Source organism: Paenibacillus barcinonensis (assembly GCF_003217495.1).
GTDB lineage: Bacteria > Bacillota > Bacilli > Paenibacillales > Paenibacillaceae > Paenibacillus > Paenibacillus barcinonensis.
On record NZ_QJSW01000021.1, the window covers coordinates 1 to 26094 of the forward strand.

22 protein-coding genes, 8 tRNA genes and 1 rRNA gene are annotated in these 26094 nt (G+C 47.5%); all 31 read left to right on the plus strand.

The window, feature by feature from the left end; all coding sequences use genetic code 11:
• Positions 1-95: ribosomal RNA gene (locus DFQ00_RS22915) — 23S ribosomal RNA — on the plus strand; the annotation flags it as partial.
• Positions 96-176: 81 nt separating this feature from the next.
• Positions 177-268, plus strand: a tRNA-Ser gene (locus DFQ00_RS22920).
• A 42-nt stretch (positions 269-310) separates the two neighbouring features.
• Positions 311-384 (plus strand) — tRNA-Met (locus tag DFQ00_RS22925).
• Between the two features lie 12 nt (positions 385-396).
• Positions 397-472, plus strand: a tRNA-Val gene (locus DFQ00_RS22930).
• 5 nt (positions 473-477) lie between these two features.
• A tRNA-Thr gene (locus DFQ00_RS22935) sits at positions 478-553 on the plus strand.
• Positions 554-562: 9 nt separating this feature from the next.
• Positions 563-640: transfer RNA gene (locus DFQ00_RS22940), tRNA-Asp, on the plus strand.
• Positions 641-663: 23 nt separating this feature from the next.
• Positions 664-736: transfer RNA gene (locus tag DFQ00_RS22945), tRNA-Phe, on the plus strand.
• Positions 737-747: 11 nt separating this feature from the next.
• A tRNA-Tyr gene (locus tag DFQ00_RS22950) sits at positions 748-833 on the plus strand.
• A 7-nt stretch (positions 834-840) separates the two neighbouring features.
• Positions 841-913, plus strand: a tRNA-Lys gene (locus tag DFQ00_RS22955).
• 156 nt (positions 914-1069) lie between these two features.
• Complete coding sequence (locus DFQ00_RS22960) at positions 1070-2266, plus strand: PucR family transcriptional regulator (RefSeq protein ID WP_110898809.1); 1197 nt, start codon at positions 1070-1072, stop codon at positions 2264-2266.
• Positions 2267-2369: 103 nt separating this feature from the next.
• Positions 2370-3494: an ABC transporter ATP-binding protein gene (locus DFQ00_RS22965; protein WP_110898810.1), complete on the plus strand. Its 1125-nt coding sequence runs from the start codon at positions 2370-2372 to the stop codon at positions 3492-3494.
• 387 nt (positions 3495-3881) lie between these two features.
• Entirely contained in the window at positions 3882-4820 is a 939-nt protein-coding gene (gene hprK, locus DFQ00_RS22970) for an HPr(Ser) kinase/phosphatase (protein ID WP_110898811.1), read from the plus strand.
• A 166-nt stretch (positions 4821-4986) separates the two neighbouring features.
• Positions 4987-6033, plus strand: a complete 1047-nt coding sequence (gene lgt / locus DFQ00_RS22975; RefSeq protein ID WP_110898812.1) for a prolipoprotein diacylglyceryl transferase — start codon at positions 4987-4989, stop codon at positions 6031-6033.
• Positions 6034-6039: 6 nt separating this feature from the next.
• Positions 6040-6696, plus strand: coding sequence for a pyrophosphatase PpaX (gene ppaX, locus DFQ00_RS22980; protein WP_110898813.1), 657 nt, complete (start codon positions 6040-6042; stop codon positions 6694-6696).
• The gene (locus DFQ00_RS22985; protein WP_110898814.1) at positions 6693-7241 is read left to right on the plus strand and encodes an acyltransferase; all 549 of its coding nucleotides are present in this window, start codon (positions 6693-6695) and stop codon (positions 7239-7241) included. Before ppaX ends, DFQ00_RS22985 begins: the two co-directional genes overlap by 4 nt.
• Positions 7242-7747: 506 nt before the next feature.
• Positions 7748-8938: an ATP phosphoribosyltransferase regulatory subunit gene (locus tag DFQ00_RS22990; RefSeq protein ID WP_110898815.1), complete on the plus strand. Its 1191-nt coding sequence runs from the start codon at positions 7748-7750 to the stop codon at positions 8936-8938.
• Position 8939: 1 nt separating this feature from the next.
• Positions 8940-9599 carry an ATP phosphoribosyltransferase gene (gene hisG, locus DFQ00_RS22995; RefSeq protein WP_110898816.1) on the plus strand — a complete coding sequence of 220 codons (660 nt, stop codon included), beginning with the start codon at positions 8940-8942 and terminating at the stop codon, positions 9597-9599.
• 135 nt (positions 9600-9734) lie between these two features.
• On the plus strand, positions 9735-11039 hold the full coding sequence (gene hisD, locus DFQ00_RS23000; RefSeq protein WP_110898817.1) for a histidinol dehydrogenase: 1305 nt from the start codon (positions 9735-9737) through the stop codon (positions 11037-11039).
• The gene (gene hisB, locus DFQ00_RS23005) at positions 11032-11673 is read left to right on the plus strand and encodes an imidazoleglycerol-phosphate dehydratase HisB (RefSeq protein WP_110898818.1); all 642 of its coding nucleotides are present in this window, start codon (positions 11032-11034) and stop codon (positions 11671-11673) included. The genes hisD and hisB overlap by 8 nt, the downstream gene beginning before the upstream one ends.
• 3 nt (positions 11674-11676) lie before the next feature.
• Positions 11677-12303: an imidazole glycerol phosphate synthase subunit HisH gene (gene hisH, locus DFQ00_RS23010; protein WP_110898819.1), complete on the plus strand. Its 627-nt coding sequence runs from the start codon at positions 11677-11679 to the stop codon at positions 12301-12303.
• A 61-nt stretch (positions 12304-12364) separates the two neighbouring features.
• A complete protein-coding gene (gene hisA / locus DFQ00_RS23015; protein ID WP_110898820.1) occupies positions 12365-13099 on the plus strand; it encodes a 1-(5-phosphoribosyl)-5-[(5-phosphoribosylamino)methylideneamino]imidazole-4-carboxamide isomerase in 735 nt (244 codons plus the stop codon).
• A gap of 28 nt (positions 13100-13127) precedes the next feature.
• Complete coding sequence (gene hisF, locus DFQ00_RS23020; protein ID WP_110898821.1) at positions 13128-13889, plus strand: imidazole glycerol phosphate synthase subunit HisF; 762 nt, start codon at positions 13128-13130, stop codon at positions 13887-13889.
• 1 nt (position 13890) lies between these two features.
• Entirely contained in the window at positions 13891-14586 is a 696-nt protein-coding gene (hisIE, locus tag DFQ00_RS23025; RefSeq protein WP_110898874.1) for a bifunctional phosphoribosyl-AMP cyclohydrolase/phosphoribosyl-ATP diphosphatase HisIE, read from the plus strand.
• 14 nt (positions 14587-14600) lie between these two features.
• On the plus strand, positions 14601-15440 hold the full coding sequence (gene hisJ, locus DFQ00_RS23030; RefSeq protein ID WP_110898822.1) for a histidinol-phosphatase HisJ: 840 nt from the start codon (positions 14601-14603) through the stop codon (positions 15438-15440).
• A gap of 90 nt (positions 15441-15530) precedes the next feature.
• Positions 15531-16478, plus strand: coding sequence for a ribose-phosphate diphosphokinase (locus tag DFQ00_RS23035; protein ID WP_110898875.1), 948 nt, complete (start codon positions 15531-15533; stop codon positions 16476-16478).
• 265 nt (positions 16479-16743) lie between these two features.
• Positions 16744-19008: a helix-turn-helix domain-containing protein gene (locus DFQ00_RS23040; protein WP_110898823.1), complete on the plus strand. Its 2265-nt coding sequence runs from the start codon at positions 16744-16746 to the stop codon at positions 19006-19008.
• A 501-nt stretch (positions 19009-19509) separates the two neighbouring features.
• Positions 19510-21099, plus strand: a complete 1590-nt coding sequence (locus DFQ00_RS23045; protein WP_110898824.1) for an extracellular solute-binding protein — start codon at positions 19510-19512, stop codon at positions 21097-21099.
• Positions 21100-21201: 102 nt separating this feature from the next.
• Positions 21202-22098: an ABC transporter permease gene (locus tag DFQ00_RS23050; protein ID WP_110898825.1), complete on the plus strand. Its 897-nt coding sequence runs from the start codon at positions 21202-21204 to the stop codon at positions 22096-22098.
• 73 nt (positions 22099-22171) lie between these two features.
• On the plus strand, positions 22172-23044 hold the full coding sequence (locus DFQ00_RS23055) for a carbohydrate ABC transporter permease (protein WP_110898826.1): 873 nt from the start codon (positions 22172-22174) through the stop codon (positions 23042-23044).
• A gap of 56 nt (positions 23045-23100) precedes the next feature.
• A complete protein-coding gene (locus DFQ00_RS23060; RefSeq protein ID WP_110898827.1) occupies positions 23101-24054 on the plus strand; it encodes a sugar phosphate isomerase/epimerase family protein in 954 nt (317 codons plus the stop codon).
• 112 nt (positions 24055-24166) lie between these two features.
• A complete protein-coding gene (locus DFQ00_RS23065) occupies positions 24167-25918 on the plus strand; it encodes a prenyltransferase/squalene oxidase repeat-containing protein (RefSeq protein ID WP_110898828.1) in 1752 nt (583 codons plus the stop codon).
• The last annotated feature ends 176 nt before the right edge of the window (positions 25919-26094 follow it).

A 26094-nucleotide genomic window follows, 5' to 3' on the forward strand; every position in this document is an offset into this window, starting at 1 on the left:
AAGACCCCTTGAAGACGACGAGGTAGATAGGCTGGGGGTGGAAGTGCAGCAATGCATGGAGCTGACCAGTACTAATCGGTCGAGGGCTTATCCAAATAAGCAAGCTAATGAGCGTAAGTTTCGTTTCGAATCTAGTTTTCAAGGAGCAATCCTTGTTAATGTTAAGGTTGACTTTTGGAGAGATACCCAAGTGGCTATAAGGGGACCCTCTGCTAAGGGGTTAGGCTGCGTAAGCGGTGCGAGGGTTCGAATCCCTCTCTCTCCGCCATCTTTACCTAAGATGGACAAGCAATCAAAACATTTATGATATGGCGGCGTAGCTCAGCTGGCTAGAGCGTACGGTTCATACCCGTAAGGTCGGGGGTTCGATCCCCTCCGCCGCTATTATATTACCCAGGAGGCTTAGCTCAGCTGGGAGAGCATCTGCCTTACAAGCAGAGGGTCGGGGGTTCGATCCCCTCAGCCTCCACCATATACGCCGGTGTAGCTCAACTGGTAGAGCAACTGACTTGTAATCAGTAGGTTGGGGGTTCAAGTCCTCTCGCCGGCACCATTAATGCCTGGAACCGTGGTGTAGTTGGCCTAACATGCCTGCCTGTCACGCAGGAGATCGCGGGTTCGAATCCCGTCGGTTCCGCCATTAATCTTCAAACAAATGAATATGGCTCGGTAGCTCAGTCGGTAGAGCAGAGGACTGAAAATCCTCGTGTCGGCGGTTCGATTCCGTCCCGAGCCACCTTTAATCCTGGAGGATTAGCGAAGTGGCCAAACGCATCAGACTGTAAATCTGCTCCCGTACGGGTTCGGTGGTTCGAATCCATCATCCTCCACCAGTTTTATGAGTCATTAGCTCAGTTGGTAGAGCACCTGACTTTTAATCAGGGTGTCGAAGGTTCGAATCCTTCATGACTCATCTTTAAAAAGAGTGATTGATCATTAATTTGATCAGTCACTCTTTTTTTGTATAGAACTATAACGATAGTTATGTGAGTCGCTGAGCCAAAGAGCAGTGTAGAGCAAGATATGATAAAATAATGATAAAAATAAACAGAGTGGTGGCGTTCATGACATGAAGCACATACCTGATTTAAAACAGCAAATTGAGGCCGTTATAGGGACCACATTAGATGAATATGAAATTACGATGCTTGAGTGGAAGCAATCTGTAGAGAACTTGAGTGGTATGGAAGTAAATCAACCGCTCGTAGCTCAGAGCAAAGCCCATGAAGAAGAGTATGAGCTCATGACGGGATCAGCTACGTCATCAGATATAACCAGTTTACACACAGGTGAGCGAATTTTTTTTAGAGTGGGTAGCGATCCGCAGGAGAATACAGTGGTGTGCTGGGGTTGTCCATCGGATTCTATAACAATGGAGACTCGTCGTCTCATTGAGTTGCTGCTCCGCAGCAGTGCAAGTTCGACTAACGGACTCAAAGTATCCCCGCAGGATGATGATGCGGATCAACAGTTCATAACACTGGGCAGATGGCTTCAGACTCAGATTGAAGTTTATAGCTCTGACAATACTGAGCCACTACCGGCTCCATTTAATACATTCAATGAATTTCAGAAAGAGAAGGTTATTTTCTTGTTACAGGGCGAGACCCCTGATTCTCAGCGTGTTGACTCTAAAGTGTTAAATAAGCTGTTGGAGAGTTATTTCGGGGAAGAGGTGACATTAATCCCTCTTGGAGCACAGGAATGGCTTTTTATGAGTGACGAGACAGTGGTTACGGGAGAAGCCGATGAAGACACGGCGGAGGCGCGAAAAGATTCACTTCATGCATTCTGTTCCGGATTATATGAACTGGTTGCAAGTGAGTTTGCAGGTGTGTTCCATCTGTCTGCTTCGCTGCCATGTATCCCTAAAAATACATTAGTTCAGGTGGCATCGCTTCTTCAGGAGAGCGTGCATCTAGGGCGTTCATTTCATGTGACACAGCATATACACCTTCCATGGGAACTCCAGCTGGAGCAGCTGGTCGCAAGTATACCGGAGCAACAGCGGCATCGCTTTATTCAGGAAATTGGCAAGGGAACACTTCTCTTCAATGACAGTGAAACGTTGGCTACCTTGGAGATTTTCTTTAGCTTGGACTGTAACGTCAGCGAGACGGCAAAGCGTTTGTTTATCCATCGCAATACGCTGGTATATCGTTTGGACAAGATCAAACAGGAGATAGGCTATGATGTTAGACATTTCAAAAGCGCGAATATTGTGCAACTTTTGCTGCTGATGTACAAAGTGACGAAAAAGGTCTGATATTTTTGTGCAGTTTGCGAATAGTCAGATAACCAAGCAATAGGGTATTATAAAACTACAAATTGTATTCGATTACAAAATGATCTCTGAGGAGGCAACAATCATGGCAGGAGTACGTTTAGAGCATATTTTCAAAAAATACCCGGGTTCTGATAAAGCAACTGTAGTTGATATTAACCTGGACATTAAAGACAAAGAGTTTCTGGTGCTGGTAGGTCCGTCCGGTTGTGGTAAATCAACAACACTGCGTATGATCGCAGGCCTTGAGGAAATTTCTGAAGGTAAACTCTATATCGGTGACCGTGTCGTTAATGATGTTGCACCTAAAGACCGCGATATCGCGATGGTATTCCAATCCTACGCTTTGTATCCGCACATGAGCGTATACCAAAACATGGCGTTTGGTTTGAAATTGCGTAAAGTGAAAAAAGACGAGATCGACAAACGTGTACGTGAAGCAGCAAAAATTCTCGATATCGAGCACTTGCTTGAGCGTAAGCCTAAAGCATTGTCCGGTGGTCAACGTCAGCGTGTCGCTTTGGGACGTGCGATTGTCCGTGATCCACAAGTCTTCTTGATGGATGAGCCTCTCTCCAACTTGGATGCTAAACTTCGTGGGCAGATGCGTGCGGAAATCACAAAGCTTGCTAAACGCTTGGAAACAACGGTTATCTACGTAACGCATGACCAGATCGAAGCAATGACGATGGGTGACCGGATCGTAGTTATGAAGGATGGTATCATCCAACAAGCTGCTTCTCCTGAAGAGCTTTATAACCACCCGGCTAACCTGTTCGTAGCTGGTTTCATCGGTTCCCCGACAATGAACTTCATCTCGGGTAAACTGGCTGAGCAAGGTTCAAGCCTGCACTTCGTAGCTCCTGGTGTGGACGTTGAAATCCCACAAGGTAAAGCACAAGTGTTGAAATCCAAAGGATATGCTGCCAAAGAAGTAATTATGGGCGTTCGTCCAGAAGACATTCATGAAGAGCCAGTATTCCTGGAAGCATCCCCTAACTCTGTATTCTCTACTCACGTAGATGTAACTGAGAACCTCGGTCACGAAATGCTTCTCTACTTGAGCGGTGTAGGTAATGACACTACAATCGCACGTGTAGACGGACGTTCGAACACTCGTGATGGTTCCACAGTTAAAATGGCCATCGACATGAACAAAGTTCATATCTTTGACAAAGAGACTGAAGTGAACGTACTTCTTCAAGACTAATTTAATTCTACTGAAGATGCTCGGTAACGACGAGATCTGAAAGTAACGTAATTATATATTGTAAACCAAGCCCCTTCCGTTCTTGCTGGAAGGGGCTTTTTTAAAAATTATCGTTCCAATCGGTTTTCGGTGGAAAGGACTAGCGATAATTTCTATGCAAGAGCAGGGATAACTACAGGCCTTGCGATTGCATTCAATCCAAAATTCATTTAAGATTATTTGAAGGTCTGCCCTTAAACTGCTGCATGTTGAAGTCCGAAGGCATTATCGCTGGAGGCTATACATGGCTTGGTTTTGGATCATGTTGTGAATACGCTAATAATGGAAAGAAATGATACACGAACTGAGGTACATAGAGGTACAGCGAATGCTGAAAGGAAGAGACAAATGGCGAAAAAAGTGAAAGTATCCGAATTGGTACAACAGTTTCAGATGGAAGTTGTTTCTGGGTCTCAGGGTTTGAAAAGATTCATTACGGTAGATGATCTTAACCGTCCCGGTCTGGAAATGGCCGGTTATTTTGAATATCATCCAAAAGAGCGGGTACAGCTGTTGGGAAGGACAGAACTGGCCTTTTTTGCAATGCTGCCTGAGCAAGAGCGTCGTGAACGTATGCAGCGTCTGTGCACAGAGGAGACGCCATGTATTGTGGTGACCCGTGGACTGGAAGTACCACAGGAACTGATTGATATCAGCGAAGAGCAAAACCTGGCAGTGCTACGCAGCAATATGGCTACAACAATCTTGTCGAGCCGTATTACCGGATTTTTGGAAGGTAAATTAGCGCCAACAGCAACGATCCATGGTGTATTGTGTGATGTGTATGGTGTAGGGATGCTGATTACGGGTAGCAGCGGTATCGGTAAGAGTGAAACTGCGCTTGAGCTTGTGAAGCGTGGACACCGTTTGATTGCCGATGATGCGGTGGAAATCCGTCAAACCTCTGACTTTCAATTGCACGGTACTGCCCCAGAACTGATTCGTCACCTGCTCGAAATCCGCGGTGTCGGTATCATCAACGTAATGACCTTGTTCGGTGCAGGAGCTGTACGGAATAATAAACGGATTACACTGGTGGTACGTCTTGAAGCGTGGCAGCAGGATAAACAGTATGATCGTCTGGGTCTGGATGAGGAAACAACGCGTATTATTGATACGGATGTACCTCTCGTAACTATTCCAGTTCGTCCAGGGCGAAACTTGGCTGTAATTATTGAAGTGGCTGCGATGAACTATCGCTTGAAGCAGATGGGGCTTAATGCAGCGCTTCAGTTCACAAACAAGCTGACTGCAACCATTTCGGAAGACATGGAAGATATGGACTAAGAAGAGCTGAAGGTCATCAGTTGTAAAACAGATCGTAAGAGATCAAGCCAAGTATAATTGGAATAATGAAGCATGACACATGGCGTCTGTACTCCTTGAACATAAAGGTTCGTGCAGGCTCCGTAGGGTCATGTTCACCGATGTGAATTGATAGGAGTGTGAATGAATGGATACATTATTACTGTTGAACCCGATTGCGTTCTCCATTGGCGCCCTGAAGGTTCATTGGTATGGGCTTATTCTAGGTATGGCTGCACTCCTGGGCCTACTGCTCGTTATTCGGGAGGGCAAGCGATTTAATATTCCGCAAGAAGTGTTTATGGATATGGTATTGCTTGGCGTGCCTTCTGCCATTATTGGCGCCCGAATCTACTATGTGGCTTTTAAATGGGATGATTATAAGGACAACTTGTGGGATGTTTTTAAAATATGGAACGGTGGTATTGCGATCTATGGTGCGCTGATCGGTGCAATTATTTGCGCAGTCATTTTCTTCCGTCGTAAAGGATACAACTTCTGGCGAATGGCGGATATCTGTGCCCCTGGTCTTATCGTGGGACAGATGATTGGACGCTGGGGTAACTTTGTCAATCAGGAAGCGTACGGCGGTCCTGTAGAAGAATCATTTTTAAGAGATAAGCTGCATCTGCCTGACTTTATTGTGAATCAAATGAACGTAGAAGGTGTATTCCATCACCCGGCGTTTCTATATGAATCGGTATGGAGCTTTGTTGGACTGATTATTCTGTTAGTGCTTCGTCGTCAGAAGTTCATGCGTTCTGGTGAACTGTTTATGTCGTATTTTATCTGGTATTCGATCGGACGTTTCTTCATTGAAGCTTTGCGTACCGACAGTCTGGCATTCCAGGCCCCGGAATGGGTTGCTTCGTTTGTGAATGGTATGTGGTCTCCGATGACAGCATTTGGATTCGAGCAGGGATATCTGGACCCGGCATACGGTAACGTAAGGATCTCTCAGCTTCTTGCCATTGGCATTATTGTTGTTGCTATTGTGTTTATTGTAGTGAGAAGGGTGACTGGCAAAGCGGATGCACATTACAGTGATCCGATTGTTTCATCGAAGGTGACTGTTGATGATATCGAGCACACAGGAACAGAAGCCGGGAATGAGCAAAAAGTAACACCAACACCCCCACCCACTTCGGGTCAGGCTCAAGACGAGCCTAAGCAAGTTGAAGATAAAAAGGAGTAATGCAACGTGATCGACACGGTACTGTTTGATCTGGATGGAACGATTATTGATACCAATGAGCTGATTATCCATTCCTTCCTGCACGTCATGAAAGGCTGGGACCATGCTGAACCATGGACAAGGGAACAGATCATTCCCCATATGGGAGGCACATTGGAGCAACAAATGCGAACCTTTTCAGGTCAGGAAGAGGTATCGGAGTATGTCAAAGGTTATCGCGCTTATAATGATATTCATCATGAAGCAATGGTCAAGCCATTTCCCTATGTTATTGAGGTGGTAGAGGCTCTGCATCAGGCGGGGATTACGATGGGGGTAGTAACGACCAAAATACGCCCTTCGACCCTGAAAGTGCTGGAGCGTTTCGATCTGCTTAAATATATGAAATCCATTGTGACGGTAACGGATGTTACTCATCCGAAGCCACATGCTGAGCCTGTGCAGAAAGCGATGGCAGAGCTTGGATCAGATCCAGCTCGTACGCTGATGGTGGGAGACAGTCCGGTGGATATTCAGTCTGCGCAGAACGCAGGTGCTCTTTCTGCCGGTGTGGCATGGTCTCTTAAAGGAGAAGAGGTTCTGAGCGGATACAAGCCGGATTATATTTTGCACGATATGAGGGACTTGCTGGACAAAATCCTTACAGGAACGGGACGTTCATGAGAAAGGTAACCCGCTATCCCGTAGAAAGCGAGAACGCGCTTTGGCATATCTACAAGACGGTAAGCCCGTGGAGGGGTGTTTATAACTTTATCTGGATTCAGCTGTCGCGGTATTGCCCCATTCTTTCACTGAAGAACTGGATTTATAACCGAGTGCTTGGGATGAAGGTCGGGAAGCATACGGCTTTTGGGCTGATGGTGATGGTGGATGTGTTTTTTCCGGAAAAGATAACGATTGGTGAAAATTCGGTGATCGGATACAATACGACAATTCTGGCGCATGAATATCTCATTAAAGAGTACAGGCTAGGTGAGGTCATCATCGGAGATCATGTGCTCATCGGTGCAAATACCACGATTCTTCCAGGGGTAACGATCGGCGATGGAGCCGTGGTTGCTGCGGGTGCGGTGGTTCATAAGGATGTTGCTCCAGGAGCTTTCGTTGGAGGCAATCCGTTGCGTGAGCTAAAGCGTTCCGCATCATCTTCAGCGGAAGAGGATCTGGTTTTTAAAACGGACGAGCTGTCTCGGGGGAAGCTGCATTAGGCTGAGACTTGCAGGAAACAGGGATATACAGGATGCATGCATTGGTGCGTGCAGGAAAGAGCTGCTGAAGGCAGCTTTTTTCGTATATGAAACTGGAAGCTTAAACGATAAGGTGTGGAGCTGTCAGATGCATGAGGTATGTAAGTGATATTCAAATGATATGAGTATACCCAGTGGAAACGGTGAACAGGGTGTTTGGCTCGCGGGTTGGTTGACGTTCCAGCAGGATTCATGATATTATATCCCATATCCTTTAGTTTGTTAGCACTTTACCATACGAAAGCAAAAGGCTGAAAGTTGTGTATGCGAGTGATAAGCTCATGCGTCATGGAAAAAAGAAATCTATGTCATTGTTATGATCAGCTCTACACTCCATTCGGGCAACACATATATAGAACGGGGATTTGTCATACATAAATCCTGTTGAAATAGAGCGATATCACAATAGAGATGATGCAAACGATCAAGCATTCAAATTCATAACTAACTCGGGGTGAATGATACCAATGTCCAAACCAAAAGGCTTTGAAAAACCGACCGGCTTTCGCGATTACACACCACATGTTGTATCCAAGCTGCGGATGATTGAACGTAATGTACTGGAATGCATGGAGCGCTGGGGTTATCGCCAGATCATTACACCAACGATTGAATATTACGATACAGTAGGGGTGGCCAGCTCTACATCGGATCGCAAATTGTTCAAATTACTAAACAGTCGGGGAACAACACTGGTATTACGCTCCGATCTGACGGCGCCAATCGCACGTGTCGTGTCATCCATGCTTAAAGATGAGGCTTTACCTCTACGTCTGTCCTATCATGCGAACGTTTTTCGTTCCATTGAGGAGGAAGCGGGGCGTGAGGCAGAGTTTTTCCAGACAGGTGTGGAGCTCGTAGGAGATGATTCTCCTGAAGCAGATGCTGAAGTGGTTGCGCTGGCGATTGCCTCATTGCAGGCCGCAGGTGTATCTTCTTTTAAAATAGCGATGGGTCATATGGGTTTTCTCAATGGGCTGCTGGAAGAGGTTATTCCGGGTCAAACGGCAGAGCAGGAGCAGCTGAAGGAAGGGCTTTTGGGACGAGATTATGTGGGCTATCGTCAATCTATTGAAGCGTTACATCTGGAGCCTGGGCAGAAACAGCGACTTGAAGCCATTTTGCGTCTGCGCGGCGGGAAGGAAATCTGTACCCATGCAGGCGAGCTCAGTTCAAGTCCTGAAGCTGCAAAGTCTATTGCTCATCTATGTGCGGTGTTTGAGGTGCTGGAGGCCTACGGTGTCTCGGAGCACGTACTGATTGACCTGACGATGATCGGGGATTTCTCCTATTATACAGGTATGACGTTTGAAGGGTACGCGGCAGAGCTGGGATCACCAGTATGCAGCGGGGGACGGTATGACAATCTGCTGCAGCAGTTTGGACGTGCGCTTCCGGCTACAGGTTTTGCGTTAAAAACAAACCGGATCATTGATGGTGTTCATGGCATCACGATTGAAGAGAAGAAGTCGGTACGTATCAAATACAGCCCGGAACGCCGGGCTGAGGCACTGGCTGAAGCAGCAAGATTGCGGAGTATCGGGCAGAATGTAATCACGTCTCTCCTTGCGGATCAAGGAGAAGCCATAGTAAGTGGAGCTAATGCAGACCGAAATGAACAGGTCATTATCTATGGATCAGACAAAGGAGGACTATGAGATGTCGGATATTCTAAAGGTGGCCATGCCCAAAGGCCGCATCTATAAAAAGGCCTCCAAGCTGTTCCGTGAGGCAGGCCTGGATATTCCCGAGGATGTGGATGATACACGCAAGCTGGTTATTGAAGTGCCAGAAGCCGGAATGGAGTTCATTATGGCTAAGCCAGTGGATGTTCCAACGTATGTGGAGTACGGCGTTGCCGATATCGGCATTGTCGGGAAGGATGTCCTGCTGGAGGAAGACCGCGATGTGTATGAGCTGCTGAATCTGGGCATCGCGCAGTGCCGCATGTCGGTGATTGGACTTCCCGATTGGAAGGCAGGCATCCAGCAGCGGGTGGCGACCAAGTATCCGCGTATTGCTTCCCAGTATTTCCGTGAGCAGGGGCAGCAGGTCGAGGTTATTAAGCTGAATGGGTCCATCGAGCTTGCGCCTCTGATTGGATTAGCTGATCGGATCGTCGATCTGGTAGAGACTGGTCAGACACTGCGTGAGAACGGGCTTGTGGAAATGACACAGATTCTGGACATTACCAGTCGTCTGATAGCGAATCGAGTGAGCTATCGGATGAAAAATGCTCGCATTCAGGCATTATGTGATGCACTTCAATTGGTCATCCCAAGCGGGAATGAGGTTTCTGCGGGCAGCCAGCGGAGATAGTGAGCAGATAAATCATCAGATACAACAGGTTATGAATGAATCAGCAGGCATGCATGAGACATAGAGCAGCAAGGCTGTTGACTGACAATAGATATGTACGAATGAGTGAATAAAGCCGCAGGGGAGGTTGCACGGATGAAGATTGTATCAGCAAGAGAATTTGATCTGAAGCGGGAAGTGGATTACGGTACACCGGAGCAAAATGAAGCAGTACGGCGAATTGTCGCAGATATTCGCCGGGAAGGTGATGCGGCACTGCTGCGTTATACGGAGCAGCTGGATCGCACGACGCTAACGGCTGCGCAGTTGCGCGTGCCGCAGGAGGAGCTCCAGGCGGCGTATGCAGCCGTGGAGCCGTCTTTTGTGACGGCGATTCGTCAAGCGGCCGTCAACATCCGTGCGTTTCATGAGAAGCAGAAACGCAATTCGTGGATGGACTGGCAGCCGGATGGCAGTCTGCTCGGCCAGGTTATTCGGCCACTGAAGCGCGTCGGCGTGTACGTCCCAGGAGGGAAAGCAGCGTATCCATCATCGGTGCTGATGAATGTTATTCCGGCACAGGTTGCAGGCGTGCCGGAGATCGTGCTTGTCACACCACCGGCGACGAACGGTGGGGAAGGCATTAACCCGTACATTCTCGTTGCTGCGGCGGAAGCGGGCGTGAACGAGATGTACCGGGTTGGCGGCGCACAAGCCATCGCCGCCCTTGCTTACGGCACGGAAAGCATTACTCCGGTCGACAAGATCTGTGGACCGGGTAACATTTACGTGGCGCTCGCGAAGCGCGAGGTATACGGGGCCGTTGATATCGACAGTATCGCTGGCCCGAGTGAGATTGTGGTGCTCGCCGATGATACGGCGAACCCGGTGTATGTCGCCGCGGACCTGTTGTCGCAGGCGGAGCATGACGAGATGGCATCGGCCATTCTCGTCACGAATTCGGCCACGCTGGCGGAAGCCGTGCAGGCCGAGGTGAAGCGGCAGCTGGATGTGCTGCCGCGGCGCAATATTGCTGCTGCCTCGGTAGAGCAGTATGGCGCAATCATTGTGGTCGATTCTATTGATGAGGGAATTGATGTCGTGAACCGGCTTGCGCCGGAACATCTGGAGATCATGGTACAGGAGCCGATGGCTTATGCTGGCCGGATTGAGAATGCCGGAGCGATTTTCCTCGGCCCGTACAGTTCGGAGCCGGTAGGGGATTATTTTGCCGGACCCAATCATATTATTCCGACCAATGGAACGGCCCGGTTCAGTTCACCGGTGGACGTGGATGATTTTATCAAGAAATCAAGCTTGATCTATTATAGTAAAGAAGCGCTGCTGCAGAATGGGGCGGCGATTATCGAATTAGCTCGTCATGAGGGGCTTGAGGGGCATGCTCGTGCGATCGCTGTACGTTTAGAACAAGAAGGAAGGGCGGAATCGGACAATGGATAACCAGAACAAGGGCACAGACAATGGTGTAGAGGTTCAAAGTAAAGGGGCAGTACGTCAGGCAGAGGTAGATCGCAAAACAAATGAGACCAATATCCAGCTGTCATTCAATGTAGATGGAACAGGACAATCCAATATTGAGACGGATGTACCGTTCCTCAACCACATGCTGGATCTATTTACGAAGCACGGTCAGTTCGACCTGAACGTACAGGCACGCGGGGATATTGATATTGATGATCATCACACCGTTGAAGATATCGGAATCTGCCTGGGACAGACGCTTTATCAGGCACTGGGTGATAAACGTGGTATTAAACGTTATGCGAGTGTGTTTGTTCCGATGGATGAAGCGCTGGCTCAAGTCATTATTGACGTGAGCAACCGTCCGCACTTTGAATATCGTGCAGAATACCCGTCTCAGCAAGTAGGCAGCTTCTCTACAGAGCTGGTTCATGAATTTCTGTGGAAGCTGGCGCTTGAAGCGCGGATTACACTTCATGTTATTGTGCACTACGGTCAGAACACACATCACATGATTGAAGCGGTTTTCAAAGCCCTGGGGCGTGCGCTGGATGAAGCCACGATGATTGATCCACGGGTAACAGGTGTGCCTTCCACGAAGGGAGTGCTGTAGACGATGGCGATTGCAATTGTCGATTACGGTATGGGGAACCTGCACAGCGTCGGCAAAGCGGTCGAACGTCTTGGCTATGAAGCGCTGGTGACAGGTGAGCGGGAGGCTATCCTGTCTGCAGATGGTGTCATCCTGCCTGGCGTTGGTGCCTTTGGCGATGCGATGGTGCATCTGCGGGAGACGGGTCTGGATACCGTTGTAAAGGAAGCAGCGGCCAGCTCTAAACCACTCCTTGGCATCTGTTTGGGCATGCAGCTACTGTTCAGCTCCAGTGAAGAGCACGGTCAGCATGAGGGACTGGATATTCTGCCCGGAAAAGTCGTACGTTTCGCACCAAGCGAGCTGAAGGTTCCGCATATGGGGTGGAACCGACTAGAATTTGTACAGCCTGGAAACCCGCTGTTCACAGGTCTGGATGCAGGTCATGTGTATTTCGTGCACTCGTATCATGCACTTACCGAGAACAAGGGGGATCTGCTGGCGGTCACGGATTACGGACATCCGGTTACAGCGATTGTAGGCAGAGGCTCGAATTTCGGTATGCAGTTCCATCCCGAGAAGAGCGGTGAGCTTGGCATGAAGCTGCTCGGCAACTTCCTGTCTTTGACGGGTGCGCCTGGATCGGACTAGCTGTTATCGTTGAATTGAAGCTATATTGAATTATAGAGAATCCACACTCAGGAGGCCTTGTATGTCATCTTTTATTTTATATCCGGCAATTGATATCCGGGACGGGAAATGTGTAAGACTGGTACAGGGAGATTATAATCAGGAGACGGTATATAACGATGATCCGGTCCAGGTTGCACTGGACTGGGAGAAGCAGGGTGGTACATATGTTCATCTCGTAGACCTGGATGGTGCTAAAGCAGGACGTCCCGTTAACGATGAACTGATTGGGCGTATTGCATCCGCAGTAAATGTGCCTGTGCAGGTCGGTGGCGGTCTTCGCACAGTAGCAGATGTTGAACGTTTGCTGGGGCTAGGTGTAAGCCGATTGATTATTGGAACGGCAGCGATTGAGGATCGTGCTTTTACAGAAGAAGTATTGGGACGTTATGGTGATAAGGTAGCTATTGGTATAGATGCACGCAACGGGTATGTTGCAACGCGTGGATGGCTGGAAACATCCGAGGTTCAGGCTGAGGTGCTGGCGAAGGAACTGGCTGCTTATGGAGCGGAAACGTTCATCTTTACGGATATTTCCCGTGATGGCATGATGCAGGGGCCTAATGTTGAAGCGATTGTTTCTCTTGCCAAGGCGAGCGGACGCACTGTTATTGCTTCTGGCGGTGTTAGTGTGATGGATGATCTGCTTCGTTTGAGTCGTCATGCAGATGATGGTGTCGGCGGAGCAATCGTGGGCAAAGCGTTGTACACAGGCAGTATTGATCTGGCTGAAGCTGTGCGTCTGGTGAACAAGTAAGTATAATTGGTAGAGAGGAAGAGGCAGTATGCTGGCAAAAAGAATCATTCCCTGTCTGGACGTGAAGGACGGCCGGGTCGTTAAAGGCGTCAACTTCGTCAATCTCCGCGATGCGGGTGATCCGGTAGAGCTGGCGGCACTGTATGACCGCGAGGGTGCGGACGAGCTCGTATTTCTCGATATCTCTGCATCGGTAGAAGGCCGTGAAACGATGGAAGAGGTCGTACGGCAGACGGCTGGCGAGATTGCGATTCCATTTACGGTTGGTGGGGGCATCTCCAAGGTAGAGGACATGAAACGTATTTTGCGCGCGGGTGCAGACAAAATTGCAGTAAACACTGCCGCTGTTCTGAATCCACAGATCATTGCGGATGGGGCACGCCGCTTTGGTTCGCAGTGCATCGTGGTTGCCATTGATGCCAAGTATAACGCGGACTGGGGCGAGTGGGAGGTCTATACCCACGGCGGGCGTAAGCCATCCGGGATCAAGGCATTGGAGTGGGTCAAGCAAGCTGAAGAACTGGGAGCGGGAGAAATTCTGCTTACCAGCATGGATGCAGATGGGACAAAAGATGGTTTTGATCTGAAGCTGACCGCAGCTGTGTCGGAATCGGTGAGCATTCCTGTTATCGCATCAGGCGGTGCAGGCAAGGAATCTCATTTCTATGATGTGTTCACCGCAGGCAAGGCGGATGCGGGTCTGGCCGCAACGATTTTCCACTACAAAGAAATCGCCGTTCCGGCGTTAAAACAACAATTAAGAGAACAAGGGGTGGAAATCCGTGACTAAAATAAGTAATGAGATCAAGGAACAGCTCTCTCTGGAGCAGGTCGTGGAGCATATCCGCTGGGATGAAGGGCTGGTTCCCGCTATTGTACAGGATGTAGACACCCGTGAGGTGCTCATGATGGCATATATGAATCGTGAATCCTTGAAGCTGTCGCTGGAATCCGGGGAAACCTGGTTCTGGTCACGCTCACGTCAGGAGCTATGGAATAAAGGGGCAACCTCTGGAAATGTGCAAGAGATTGTTTCGTTAAAATATGACTGTGATGGTGACACCTTGCTGGTTGAAGTGAAGCCGAAGGGGCCAGCCTGTCATACAGGCGCGGTGACTTGTTTCCATAATGAAATTATCGGGTTGCCAGCAACGAACTCCATCCAATCCTCTTCATCTAACGCTGAGAGCCGTTTTGAGGTCCTGGCTGAACTGGAATCCATCATTGCCGAGCGTGAGCGCGAGCGTCCGGAAGGTGCGTATACCACGTATCTGTTTGATAAAGGTGTCGATAAAATTCTGAAAAAGATCGGCGAGGAAGCTTCCGAAACCATTATTGCTGCGAAAAATAAAGACAATGATGAGCTTCGTCTCGAAGTGAGCGACCTGATGTACCATCTGCTGGTGTTGTTGCAGGAGCGCAAGCTGCCGCTGGATGACATCATGTCCGAGCTGAGCCGCCGTCACGAACGGCCGCGCCGCGACTAGGAGGCGAGCGCTCAATGCGTATAGACTACCATACCCACCACGAACGCTGCGGACATGCGATTGGCAAACTGGAAGAATACGTACAGCGGGGAATTGAAATCGGGCTCTCTCAAATTGGTTTGTCCGATCATATGCCGCTCTTGCATGTAGACCCGGCGCATTATTATCCCGAAATGGCGATGCCTATGGAAGAGCTCCCGCAATATGTGGAGGAGTGTTTTTCCCTGAAGGAGAAGTACCGCGGGCAGATTGATGTTCGTGTTGGTCTTGAAGGTGATTACATCGAGGGCTGGGAGACACAGATTCGCTCCATTATTGAACGTTATCCATGGGATTATGTGATAGGCTCTGTGCATTTCCTGGGAGAATGGGATATTACGGATTTCCGGCAGACCCACCATTGGGAAGGCAAGGATGTGCTTGAGGTCTACCGTCAATATTATGATGCTGTAGGCAAAGCAGCTGCTACTGGCATGTATGATATTATGGGGCACTCCGATGTGATTAAACGATTTGGATATGTGCCTTCGTCTGAACAGACGGAGGAACGTATTGCACTGGAGAATGCGGCACTGCAAGCTATTGCCAAAAGCGGCTGCGCTATGGAGCTGAATGCCTCCGGTTTATCCAAGCCATGTGCGGAGATGTTTCCAAGCCGGAGAATGCTCACTGAAGCGATTCGCTTAGGCATTCCACTTACAATGGGCTCAGATGCACATGATCCGATGAAGCTTGGAGATCATTTGCCTGAGGCGGAGAGCCTTTTACATGAACTCGGCTGTAAACAAGTGGCTGTGTTTGAAGGCCGTCAGCGTTCGTTCATTCCTTTAAATGTGGACAGCAGTGGAGTATAATAAGGTCAAAATAAACCTTTTATACGGGCTGGAGGTTCCAGCTTAACTATATAAGGAATTATGATCGGGGATAACCCGCGGGAGGGCATTATGCAGCATTCGTTACGTATTTTTTCCGGTTCATCTAACCCTAAGCTTGCAGAGCAGGTATGTGACAAGCTGGGCGTACAACTGGGCAATATTAAGCTGTCCCGGTTCAAGAGCGGAGAAATATACGTTCATTACGAAGAAACGATCCGCAATTGTGATGTGTTTCTGATACAGTCTTTGTCTCATCCCATTAATGAGTTGTTTGTCGAACTGCTCGTTATGATTGATGCGGCAAAACGAGCTTCGGCACGTACGGTGAACATTATCGTTCCGTATTACGGTTATGCTCGTCAAGAGCGGAAGTCGGCTCCACGTGAGCCTATCTCAGCCAAGATGGTTGCAGATGTATTAACGACAGCGGGAGCAAGCCGGGTGGTTACGATTGACCTGCATGCGGCCGCTATTCAGGGCTTCTTTAACATTCCAGTCGATCATATGACCTCACTGGACTTGATTAGTGAATACCTGCTTAGCAAAGAGATTAAAAATCCGGTTGTGGTTTCTCCTGATGCTGGACGTGCATCTATGGCGGAGAAGCTGGCGAATCGTCTCGATTCCCCTTTTGCAATTATGATCAAGAAACGTCCAAGTCACAACGAATCCATCATTACGCATGTGATTGGTGACGTTGAAGGACGAACGCCGATTATTATTGAGGATCTGATTGATACAGGTACAACGATTGTGAATGTTGTCGAAGGTCTGAAGGAACGTGGAGCAGAGAACGCATATGTTTGCGCAACTCACGGCTTGTTCTCCGATGGGGCAGTCAGCAAACTGAATCATCCTTCTATCACAGAAGTGGTGGTAACTGATTCGATAGCTCTGCCAGAAGATCACCCGGATTGCTTCAAAGTATTACCTGTAGCTCCAATGCTGTCACGTGCAATTCGAATCATTGTGGATGGCGGATCTATGGCTACGTTATTTAAGGATTCAGGCATCTAGAATTCTTATTATATCTGGGTGATTCATAACCCAGTCCAGTTTTTGTTCCGTGTCTGAGCGCTTTCAGCTCAGCACGGTATTTTTGTTTTGGCCCCAGGAATCCAATTCTGTGCCATGTTGTTTGATAGCTTGTGATATAATAACATAAAAACAAGAAATGATAGCGTTTTTATATAGATGTATCTGCAATGGGTTTGATATGGATAATAAACAGTAGAACCACGGCTAATGGACGTTGGCATCGTGGAGTGAGGAGTGGGGTCTATTGTCGCGAACTTGGTATTATCGGCTGCTCTTTTCGTATTTCCCTATATTTTTCTTTACGATGACCATACTCATTTTTATTGCCTTTGTGTTCATCAATGATATATCGAGAGAGGAAACCCGGAAGGCTGACCGGATATCCTCCAGTTATCTGGCTACTACGCTGGATCATACGATTCGGGACATTGAACTGGCTGTAACAGAAAAAGTGCAATATGAGCCAGCATACAGGCTTTATTTTAACGGTGGTAATCCGAATAATTCGGATACGGTATATACGATTGCACAAAACTTACGCGAGATGATGAACTCTTCATCGTGGATTCAGTCCATATATCTCTATGATAAGCAGCACCAGCGCGTGATAACGGTGAGTGGTTCACGGGAAGTGGACAGCTTCGGAGACAAAGAATGGATAAGTCGGATTCTAAACGGTACGATCGGTCAAGGCTGGCAGCCTGTTCGGGAGATTGAATGGGACGATGTGCAGAGGACGCCTGTACAAGTGTTGACCGTCAATAAAGAAATGCCACTGCCTTTTGGCTCGGAGGGCGCATTAGTTATCAATATCAAGATGAGCAGCATCAAACAGAGCGTAGATAGCATGGTTAATGGAAAACTCTCTTTCCTGACGATAACCGATCAGGGGGGCAGGGTCATCTATAATGCGCATTCCGATGAAGAGAGTGCACTTGAAGGTACCCAATTAAATAAGCTGCCTTTACAACGATTTGGATGGACACTTACTAGCGGCATCAAAGCGGGTAATTTGTTTGGCTGGGTGTCGGTTGTTTCTTATGTTTGGGTATTCATTGCCGTCTTGACGGTGATTTGTGCAATCATCTATATCGTGTATGTGACCCGGCGGAACTATAAGCCGATTCAGATCATCATGAATCGAATAGAATCTCATCAGATTCGGGCGTTTGAACAATCTGGAGCTCGTATGGACGAGATGAAGATGATTGATGGTGTGCTTGAAAATCTGATCAATCACATGATGGATTATGATAAAAAGAGCCGCGAAAATGTACTTATGCAACGGAGTAAGTTGTTTAGTGCTTTGTTGCAAGGTGAGCATGTGGAAAATGCGGCTGGGCAGCTATACGAGGTGTCCCCGTTTGATGGGGCTCATGAAGCCTCTCGCTTTATCGTCGTTGTAGGGGATATCAACCGCTACGAGAAGGGGTTTCAGGAGAAATTCACCAGAGGAGAGCAGAACACACTGAAATTCGCTCTCATGAATGTGCTACAGGAGCTGTCTAAGGATACAGAAGTGCAATGCTGGACAGAATGGATCAGCGCTGATCGGATTGCTATTTTATTCTTTTCGAAGGAAGACGACCAGCAGGGACAGGATCTATCCAAGCAGATTCGGATTGTTGCTGAGGAATGCAGATCCTGGGTAGAGCAGAATCTTCGAATCTCTCTCAGCTTTGGCATCGGAACAGTCGCTCATGGGATTGAGGCGATCCATCAGTCGTTTACAGCTGCAGAAGCGGTGATGCAACGTAAGTTGCTTATGAATGGTGATGTGGGTGAAGCAGAAACAAATGAAATGCAGCATCCATTGCTGGAAACCTATACGTATTTGCAGATGATTGCAGACTTCGTGAAACGGTTTAGAATGTCGAGCGGGCAGTGGAGAGAGCAACTCGAAGACATTTTCAATGAATTTGAGCGCAATAAACTGCCGGATGATGAGATTCGTTCTTTGATTCAGGCCATGCTTCAGATGCTCAGTCGGGAAGTCTCCATGATGTCAGAGGGCTTACAGAATGAACTGTCTGAAGAAAACATCAATAATTGGCTTAATGCGATGAGAGAGGCAGAGTCGTTAGATGACGTTAAGACACTGCTGTTTGATAGTCTTACCGATCTCTTCCGGACATATGTTGCTGTTACCGAAACGAAGAGTTACAAAGCTATGGTTAATGAAATGAAAAAATATATTGAGGAGCAATTCACCAATCCGGATCTATCGCTTAAACATTTAAGTGACCGGTTCCAGATATCGGGCAAACATGCCAGCTATTTGTTTAAAACCGAGTTCAATATGAAGTTTGTTGATTTTGTAACTGAATTGAGAATGAAGGAAACGGAGAAATTGCTGCTCAATACAGACCACTCATTACAGGATATCGCTTTGAAGGTTGGTTATGCGAACGGCATTACACTTGGACGTGTATTCAAAAGAGTCACAGGCATCACCCCTGGGGATTATCGTCGGATGAAGAGGGAGCAAAAAGATTCGGAAGAGGCATGATTTTGGGCGTACAATATCATAATTGAATATCGGACTGTGTTACATTTCATTACATCATGGATGGAGTGTTTCACAAATTAAGGGTGAATCCTAACCGGTGAATCTTCTAAAATGAGGGAGGTGTCATGGTTTGGGATTCACCCTGTTTTGTTTTTTAAATACCCTAAAATGAAAGCGCTTGAAAAATAGTGAAATAAACATGTATATTTCATGGAAATGTCAGGATATATATCATGTATGTCCTTGTTTGCATGATGCGAATTTAGTCAGTGTGTGAAAATGGTTTGTCATCACATCATAATAAATGGAGGGAGTATGCCGAAAAAGCCTGCTGCTATGCGGTTTTATGAATTTTAGCAGTCTGCGAAAATAAGCTATCATGCAAACCATAACTCGTTTGCGGCTTTACCCGAATTTAGTTTGTTGTCAGGTAGCACAATAGTATGGAATACTCAGGGCAAGCTTTAAAACATTCACGTAAAGCCAAAGGGGATGAACAGAATGACAAGAAAAGCAACCAAAGGGAGTCTAAAGAAGTTGATGGGTTTGGCGCTCACAGCAGTTATGGGCGTATCACTACTTGCGGGGTGCTCATCGTCTGCAGACAACAAATCAGCAGAAGGCGGAGCATCTGGTGATGGAAAACGTGTCACATTAAAGGTGGAGCTTTTCGACCGTGGTAAAACACCTTCTCAGTACACGATCTCAAACAACTTTATCTCTCAAATGATTCAAAAGAACTTTGGTGATCCGAACAACATTGACGTACAATTCGTACCTGTTCAACGTTCTGAGGAAGTAACCAAGCTGAATGTCCTGATGGCCAGTGCCTCAGACGTTCCGGACATTGTCTTCGTTTATGACTCCAGCGTGTTTTACCGCTATGCACAACAAGGCGGTTTGACAGATGTCGGTGACTTGATTAATCAGTATGGACCGAATCTGAAGAAGTTTTTGGGCGAAGATACATTAAAGTTCGGTCAAGTGGAGGGACAGCAGTTCGCTATTCCGGGTAAACGTGCGATCACTGCTCGTTACAGTTCCTTCATTCGTCAAGATTTGTTAGATAAACTGGGAATGCCAGCACCTAAAACAACAGATGAGTTGTATACAACATTGAAAGCAATCAAAGAAAAAGACCCAGGTAAAATGGGTAGCCAGAACATCCCAATGGGTTTTGCACTGGCTCCGGCTTCATATGAACCACTGATTTACTCTTTCATCAAGCCAATCGCTGGGGATAAGACATATTCTCAACGTTATGAATTGCCGTTGCATGAAGGCTTCAAGGAGTCCATGCAGTTCCTGAACAAGCTGTACAACGAAGGCTTGATCAGCAAGGATTTCAGCTTGGATAAAGATAAAACGCAGCTGGGTAAAGATGTTTCGAACGGAAACGTTGCTTTCTTCTCTGAAGACGTAGACTCGATCTTCTGGCCAGAAGCTTCGTATGATCTGTTGAAAAAGAACAAACCGGATAGCAACCTGATTCCGGCAGATGTGTACACCAATGCAAATGAGGGTGGCAAACATATCAAGTCCCGTTATGGATCGAATGGTATGTACATCATGATTCCGAAGAGCAGTGAACGTGCAGCAGAAGCCATTAAATATCTGGATTGGATGGCATCAGGCAAAAACCTGACTGACATTTATGATGGTGTGGAAGGCGAGAACTATGATCTGGTAGACGGTATTCCAGTTGCTAAAGCAGATGCTACTCAAGAAGCAAAAGATCGTTTGTTTAACGCAGGGGATACAGCTATTATCTCCAACGGTAAAAACCTGGGTGATCAAGGAATGAACGAGAAAGCTTGGATTATGGGCTTCCCACCAGCGAATCAGGAAATTCTGAAAAAAGCACTTGAAGTTGCCAATACCGATACTGTTGGACCAATTGTCTTCAGCAAGCCAATTCAGGCAGAGATGAAGTACAGCACAGCGCTGACAGACAAATTGGACGTTATTATCGTAAAAACAGCGATGGCAAAACCTGAAGATTTCGATGCCGTATATGAAAAAGAAATGGCTGACTACATGTCCTTGGGCGGAACTGAGCTTAAAAAAGAATTGGATGCTGCTGAACAATAAGCAGAAATGAAATGTCTGTAAATTGAAGTGTTTCGAGGAGGCTTGTGCCGCCGCTCAGGCGGCGGCATAACGTTTCTTCGTTTGTGAGGAGGAGAGAGAGACATGACCACATACTTGAAGAGATACTGGCAACTGTATGCGTTAATTTCATTGCCCCTGATTTACTTTATCATTTTCCGTTATGGACCAATGTATGGTGTGCAGATCGCGTTTAAAGATTTCAACTTGTTCCAGGGTATTAACGGTAGTAAATGGATCGGTTTTGATGCTTTTCGCGAGGTATTTGCAATGCCGGATTTCTACACTACACTACGCAACACATTTATGCTGAATTTTCTTGATCTGATCGTTTCATTCCCTGCTCCAATTATTCTGGCTATTATGCTCTACGAGGTAAGGTTCAAATGGTTCAAGAAAATTTCGCAGACCATTCTGTATATTCCTCACTTCATTTCCTGGGTTATCATCGGGGGGATTGTATACCAATTGTTCGGTAATCAATCTGGTATGGTAAACGGTATTCTGGAGAGTATGGGCCTGAATTCAATTCCATTTTTGACTGAGAAAAACCCTTGGCTTGTTACCTACCTGTTTACAGGTGTGTGGCAAAGTGCTGGGTGGGGAACCATCTTATATCTGGCTGCATTAACGGGTGTGAACAAGGAATTGTTCGAGGCAGCTGAGATTGATGGCGCAACGCGGCTGAAGAGAATTTGGCATATTACACTGCCAAGCATCAAACCAACGATTGTAACCTTGCTTATCCTTAATCTTGGAAATATGGTCAGCATCGGTTTTGACCGGCCTTTCGTTATTGGTAATACGGCTGTTCGTGAATATTCCGATGTACTCAGTACCTTCGTATACAGAATGGGTATTCAATCCGGGCAGTATACAATTGCAACGGTTGTAGGTTTATTCCAGGCGGTTGTTGGATTGATCTTTGTACTTGGTTCCAACTATATCTCGAAGAAAACGACGGGAGAAGGTATTCTTTAACCTCACAATAGCAATAAGATGCAAGCCCTTCGGCTTGTTGTATATAGACCATTAGTAAAGGAGCTGTGCGCAGATGAGTGACCGCACCTCGAACCGTATTTTCGATATTGTTAATGTCACCTTTATTACTTTGTTTGTCATATTCTGTCTTGCTCCATTCCTGCACACCATAGCAATCTCGTTGAGTTCGAACCGGGCTATTACCTCGGGTGAGGTCACGATATTCCCTAAAGAATTCACTTGGGATGCCTATGGTCAAGTATTTTCAGATAGTTCCATGATCTATTCTTTGGGCTTCACCTTGTTTCTTACAGTTGTCACAACGTTGCTCTGTATGGTATTTACTATTGCTGCAGCGTATCCTTTAACGAAGAAAAATTTAAAAGGTCGCAAGCTGTTTATGTACATTATCATCATTACGATGTTTTTCAGCGGTGGTATCATTCCTGAATATTTGCTGATTCGTGATTTGCATTTGATAAATTCCATCTGGGCTCTGATTCTGCCGGGTCTGGTTAGTCCCTTTAACCTCATTATCCTGATTTCCTTCTTCCGCGGAATACCGGAAAGCCTGGAAGAGTCTGCAGAGATTGATGGAAGCTCTCATGTGTACACACTCTTTAAAATTATTTTGCCACTATCTTTGCCTGTACTTGCTACACTTAGTCTGTTCTATGCGGTTGGACGCTGGAATGGCTTCCAGGATTCACTAATGTACATCAACGATCCGAAATTATATCCATTGCAACTGAAGCTTTATCAGATGGTACAGAACAACATGGTAAGTGAGCTCACATTGATGGAGGGTGCAAACCGTACAAGATTAACACCAGAGAGCCTCAAGGCTGCTACGGTTATTTTCGCAACAGTACCGATCCTGCTCGTATATCCATGGTTGCAGAAGTATTTTGTCAGTGGTGCAATGCAAGGAGCGGTTAAGGGTTAATTCATAGTCCCCATACACATCAAACATCACCATCGGGGAAGGAGAAGGAATAGTATATGCAGGGAATAGACAAGGGAGAATACTCATTCTCGACATGCTGGAACATCAGGAGACATCCTGTAGGTGAGGACATGATTCGGGAGATCGCAGAGCTCGGCTTTCGCCGGGTGGAGCTTAACTATAACGTAACGAAGGAAATGCTCACAACGATTGAGCCGATGATCGAGCGCGGGGAGATTGGGGTATCCAGTGTACACAATACATTCCCTCATGATCCTGATCCTGATTATGGAACGGATTCCGTTCTGCTTGGCTTTGAGGATGAAGTGAAGCGCAAAAGAGCGATTGATCTGCTGGTCGGATCGGCGGAATATGCGCATCGTTATGGCGGGGAAGCTGTTGTAGTGCATCCGGGCGAGGTGCCCTTCCCGCATGATATCAGCAAGGACCTGGAGAAGCTGTACAGGGAAGAAGGTACAGATTCTCCGCAGTATCGGAGCAAATGGGCAGAGTTCATGGAACGGCGTGAAGCACTGAGTGCGGGTTACATTGAGAAAATCATCGTTAGTCTTGATGAAGTCTGCAACCGAGCGGTATCCAAAGGACTAGACGTCCGTTTTGGAATTGAAACTCGATCACGACCACAACAGATTCCTACTCTTGCCGAAGCGAAGACGATCATTCAGGCTCTTAAAGGGGCCCCGGTGGGCATCTGGTACGACACAGGGCATGCCATTATGATGGATCGGCTTGGACTCTATGACAGCGTTGGCGAGATGCAGGGGCTGATGGATGATATCGTTGGTGTGCATATCCATGAAACGTTGGGGCTGTCGGATCACTGGTGCCCGTATGTTCATAGTAAGGATATGAACTTCTATGATGCGTATCTTCCGATGATTCGCAAGGCACAGGTCAAGGTCTATGAGCTTAAAGCAGCTTGCGAGCCGGATGCCATTCACGAAAGTCATGAGCTGCTGGTACAAAAACTTGCAGCATTAGAGGAATAGATAGGCAAAGCGATAGATCGGTTGGCTTGGGCTGTTAGAGCGCACAGCTGGCTGATCTTATCTTTTGAACAGGAGTATTGGATGGAAGGCATTGAATGGAGGGGAACAGCAGATGTATAGACAAATGGTAGACAGCAATGACAGAGCAGCAGAGCGAGGGATGGAACGGCAGATGCTTGAGCCGGAGAATCGCTATTATGGCGGGACGATTGATCCCACTACTGGTGTGGCTTGGGTTAATCATACAACAGGTACGCCAACAGATATGTGTTTCTGGGGAGCGGCGATATCTAATCCTGACTCCAAATATTACCGGGACGAAGCGCTGTTAGAGCGTTTGAGACTGGCAAGTGAATTTGTGTTGCGACAGCAGCATAGTGACGGTTCCATATCACCGGGCTGGACGAACTACCACTCTCCGCCGGACACTGCATTTGTGGTTGTTGGCTACTCACAGCTGTACCAGCTTCTGAGTCAGCAGGATTGGGCTCCGCTCAAGCCTGTGCTGGATAACATGCGTTTGTTTCTGGAGCGCACGATTCCAACGATGCTTACAGGAGGCTGTCATACACCTAACCATCGCTGGGTTCTATGCGCGGCTCTCGGCTTTTTGCATGAAATTTTCGGGATAGAGGCAGCGGTACAGCGTGCGGAGCAATGGCTCGCAGAGGGCATTGATATTACTCCTGACGGGGAATGGACGGAGCGCAGCAACGGAATATACAATGCAGTGAGTGATATTATGCTTATTCATGCTGCGCGTTTGCTGGGCCGCCCTGAACTGCTTGAGCCGGTACGTCTGAACTTGCGGATGATGGTTTATCTTGTACACCCTTCAGGGGAGATTGTTACGGATTACTCCGGCCGTCAAGATTTGGGCAGTATTCATGACCTGTCTTCCTATTATCTGCCTTATGCCATCTTGGCCAAGCTGGATGCTGATCCGATCTTTGCTGGCATGGCAGCATGGGCAGACAGTACGCTGACAGACCCGGGCGTATGCTCGGTAAACGCCCTGGTTCGCTTGCTGCTGGAGCCTGAGCTTCAGCAGACAGAAGGGACAACAGATGCGCTTCCAGATCAATATGAAGTCATGCTGAATGAGCATTTTGCACGGGAGAATTATGTCAACCAGATGGACAATGCGGGACACCACGGACGCATCTCTCATAGCCGGATGCATACTGATTTTGGTGCCCCGGTTGCCCGGATACGCGACGGGGAGACCAGTGTAACCGTGATGACGGAGGTGCCGCCATTCTTCGCACTTCGTCACGGCAAGGTTCGCCTGCTCGCAGTACAGCTGTCTTCTTATTTCAACCCGGGATATGTACCGATGCAGCACATGACCCGTCTGTCTCAAGGATATCAACTGACCGGGGAGCAGAAGAAGGGATATTACGGCCCGGTTCCGACAGCCGATCTGCCTGCTTCAGCTGCTTCGCCGATCAGCCCATGGTATTTGCTGCCTCATCAGACCCGAGCACTCACGCATGAGCAGACTTTTCGCGTAGGCGCTGACGTGCTGCAGACGGAGAGCGGCTGGGCGATTCATCTGACTGGTGAGGAACCACAGGATATTATGATGCAGCTATCCTTTGTATTTGGTGACGAGGGAGAGCTTAGCTGTGAGGATGGTATTGAAACGAGTGATGGCAGTATTCTGTGGAAGGGCGGCAAGCTGCGCTACAGCTGCGGAGAAGACTGGCTGGAGATGGATGGCGGCGAAATGGGTCATCTGGCGGCAACGGTCCGCGAAGCTAAGATGCCAGAGAAATGCAAGGTGGTGCTGGTGAACTTCATGACACCTTTTGATAAAACGATCCAGATTACCCTGTCTCCTTCACTTGCTAAAAAAGGATAAATTGCAATCCTGTAGCAGATAGGACGGGATTGGCACTAGCAATATTAGAAAGAAGGCATTTCCTCCATAAGCCGTGGATGAGATGCCTTCTTTATTTTGCATTATTTTCATAAACGACATGAAACTACATATAGCGAAGAGGGTCTGAAGATGTGTTATACTGGAGAGTATGAATG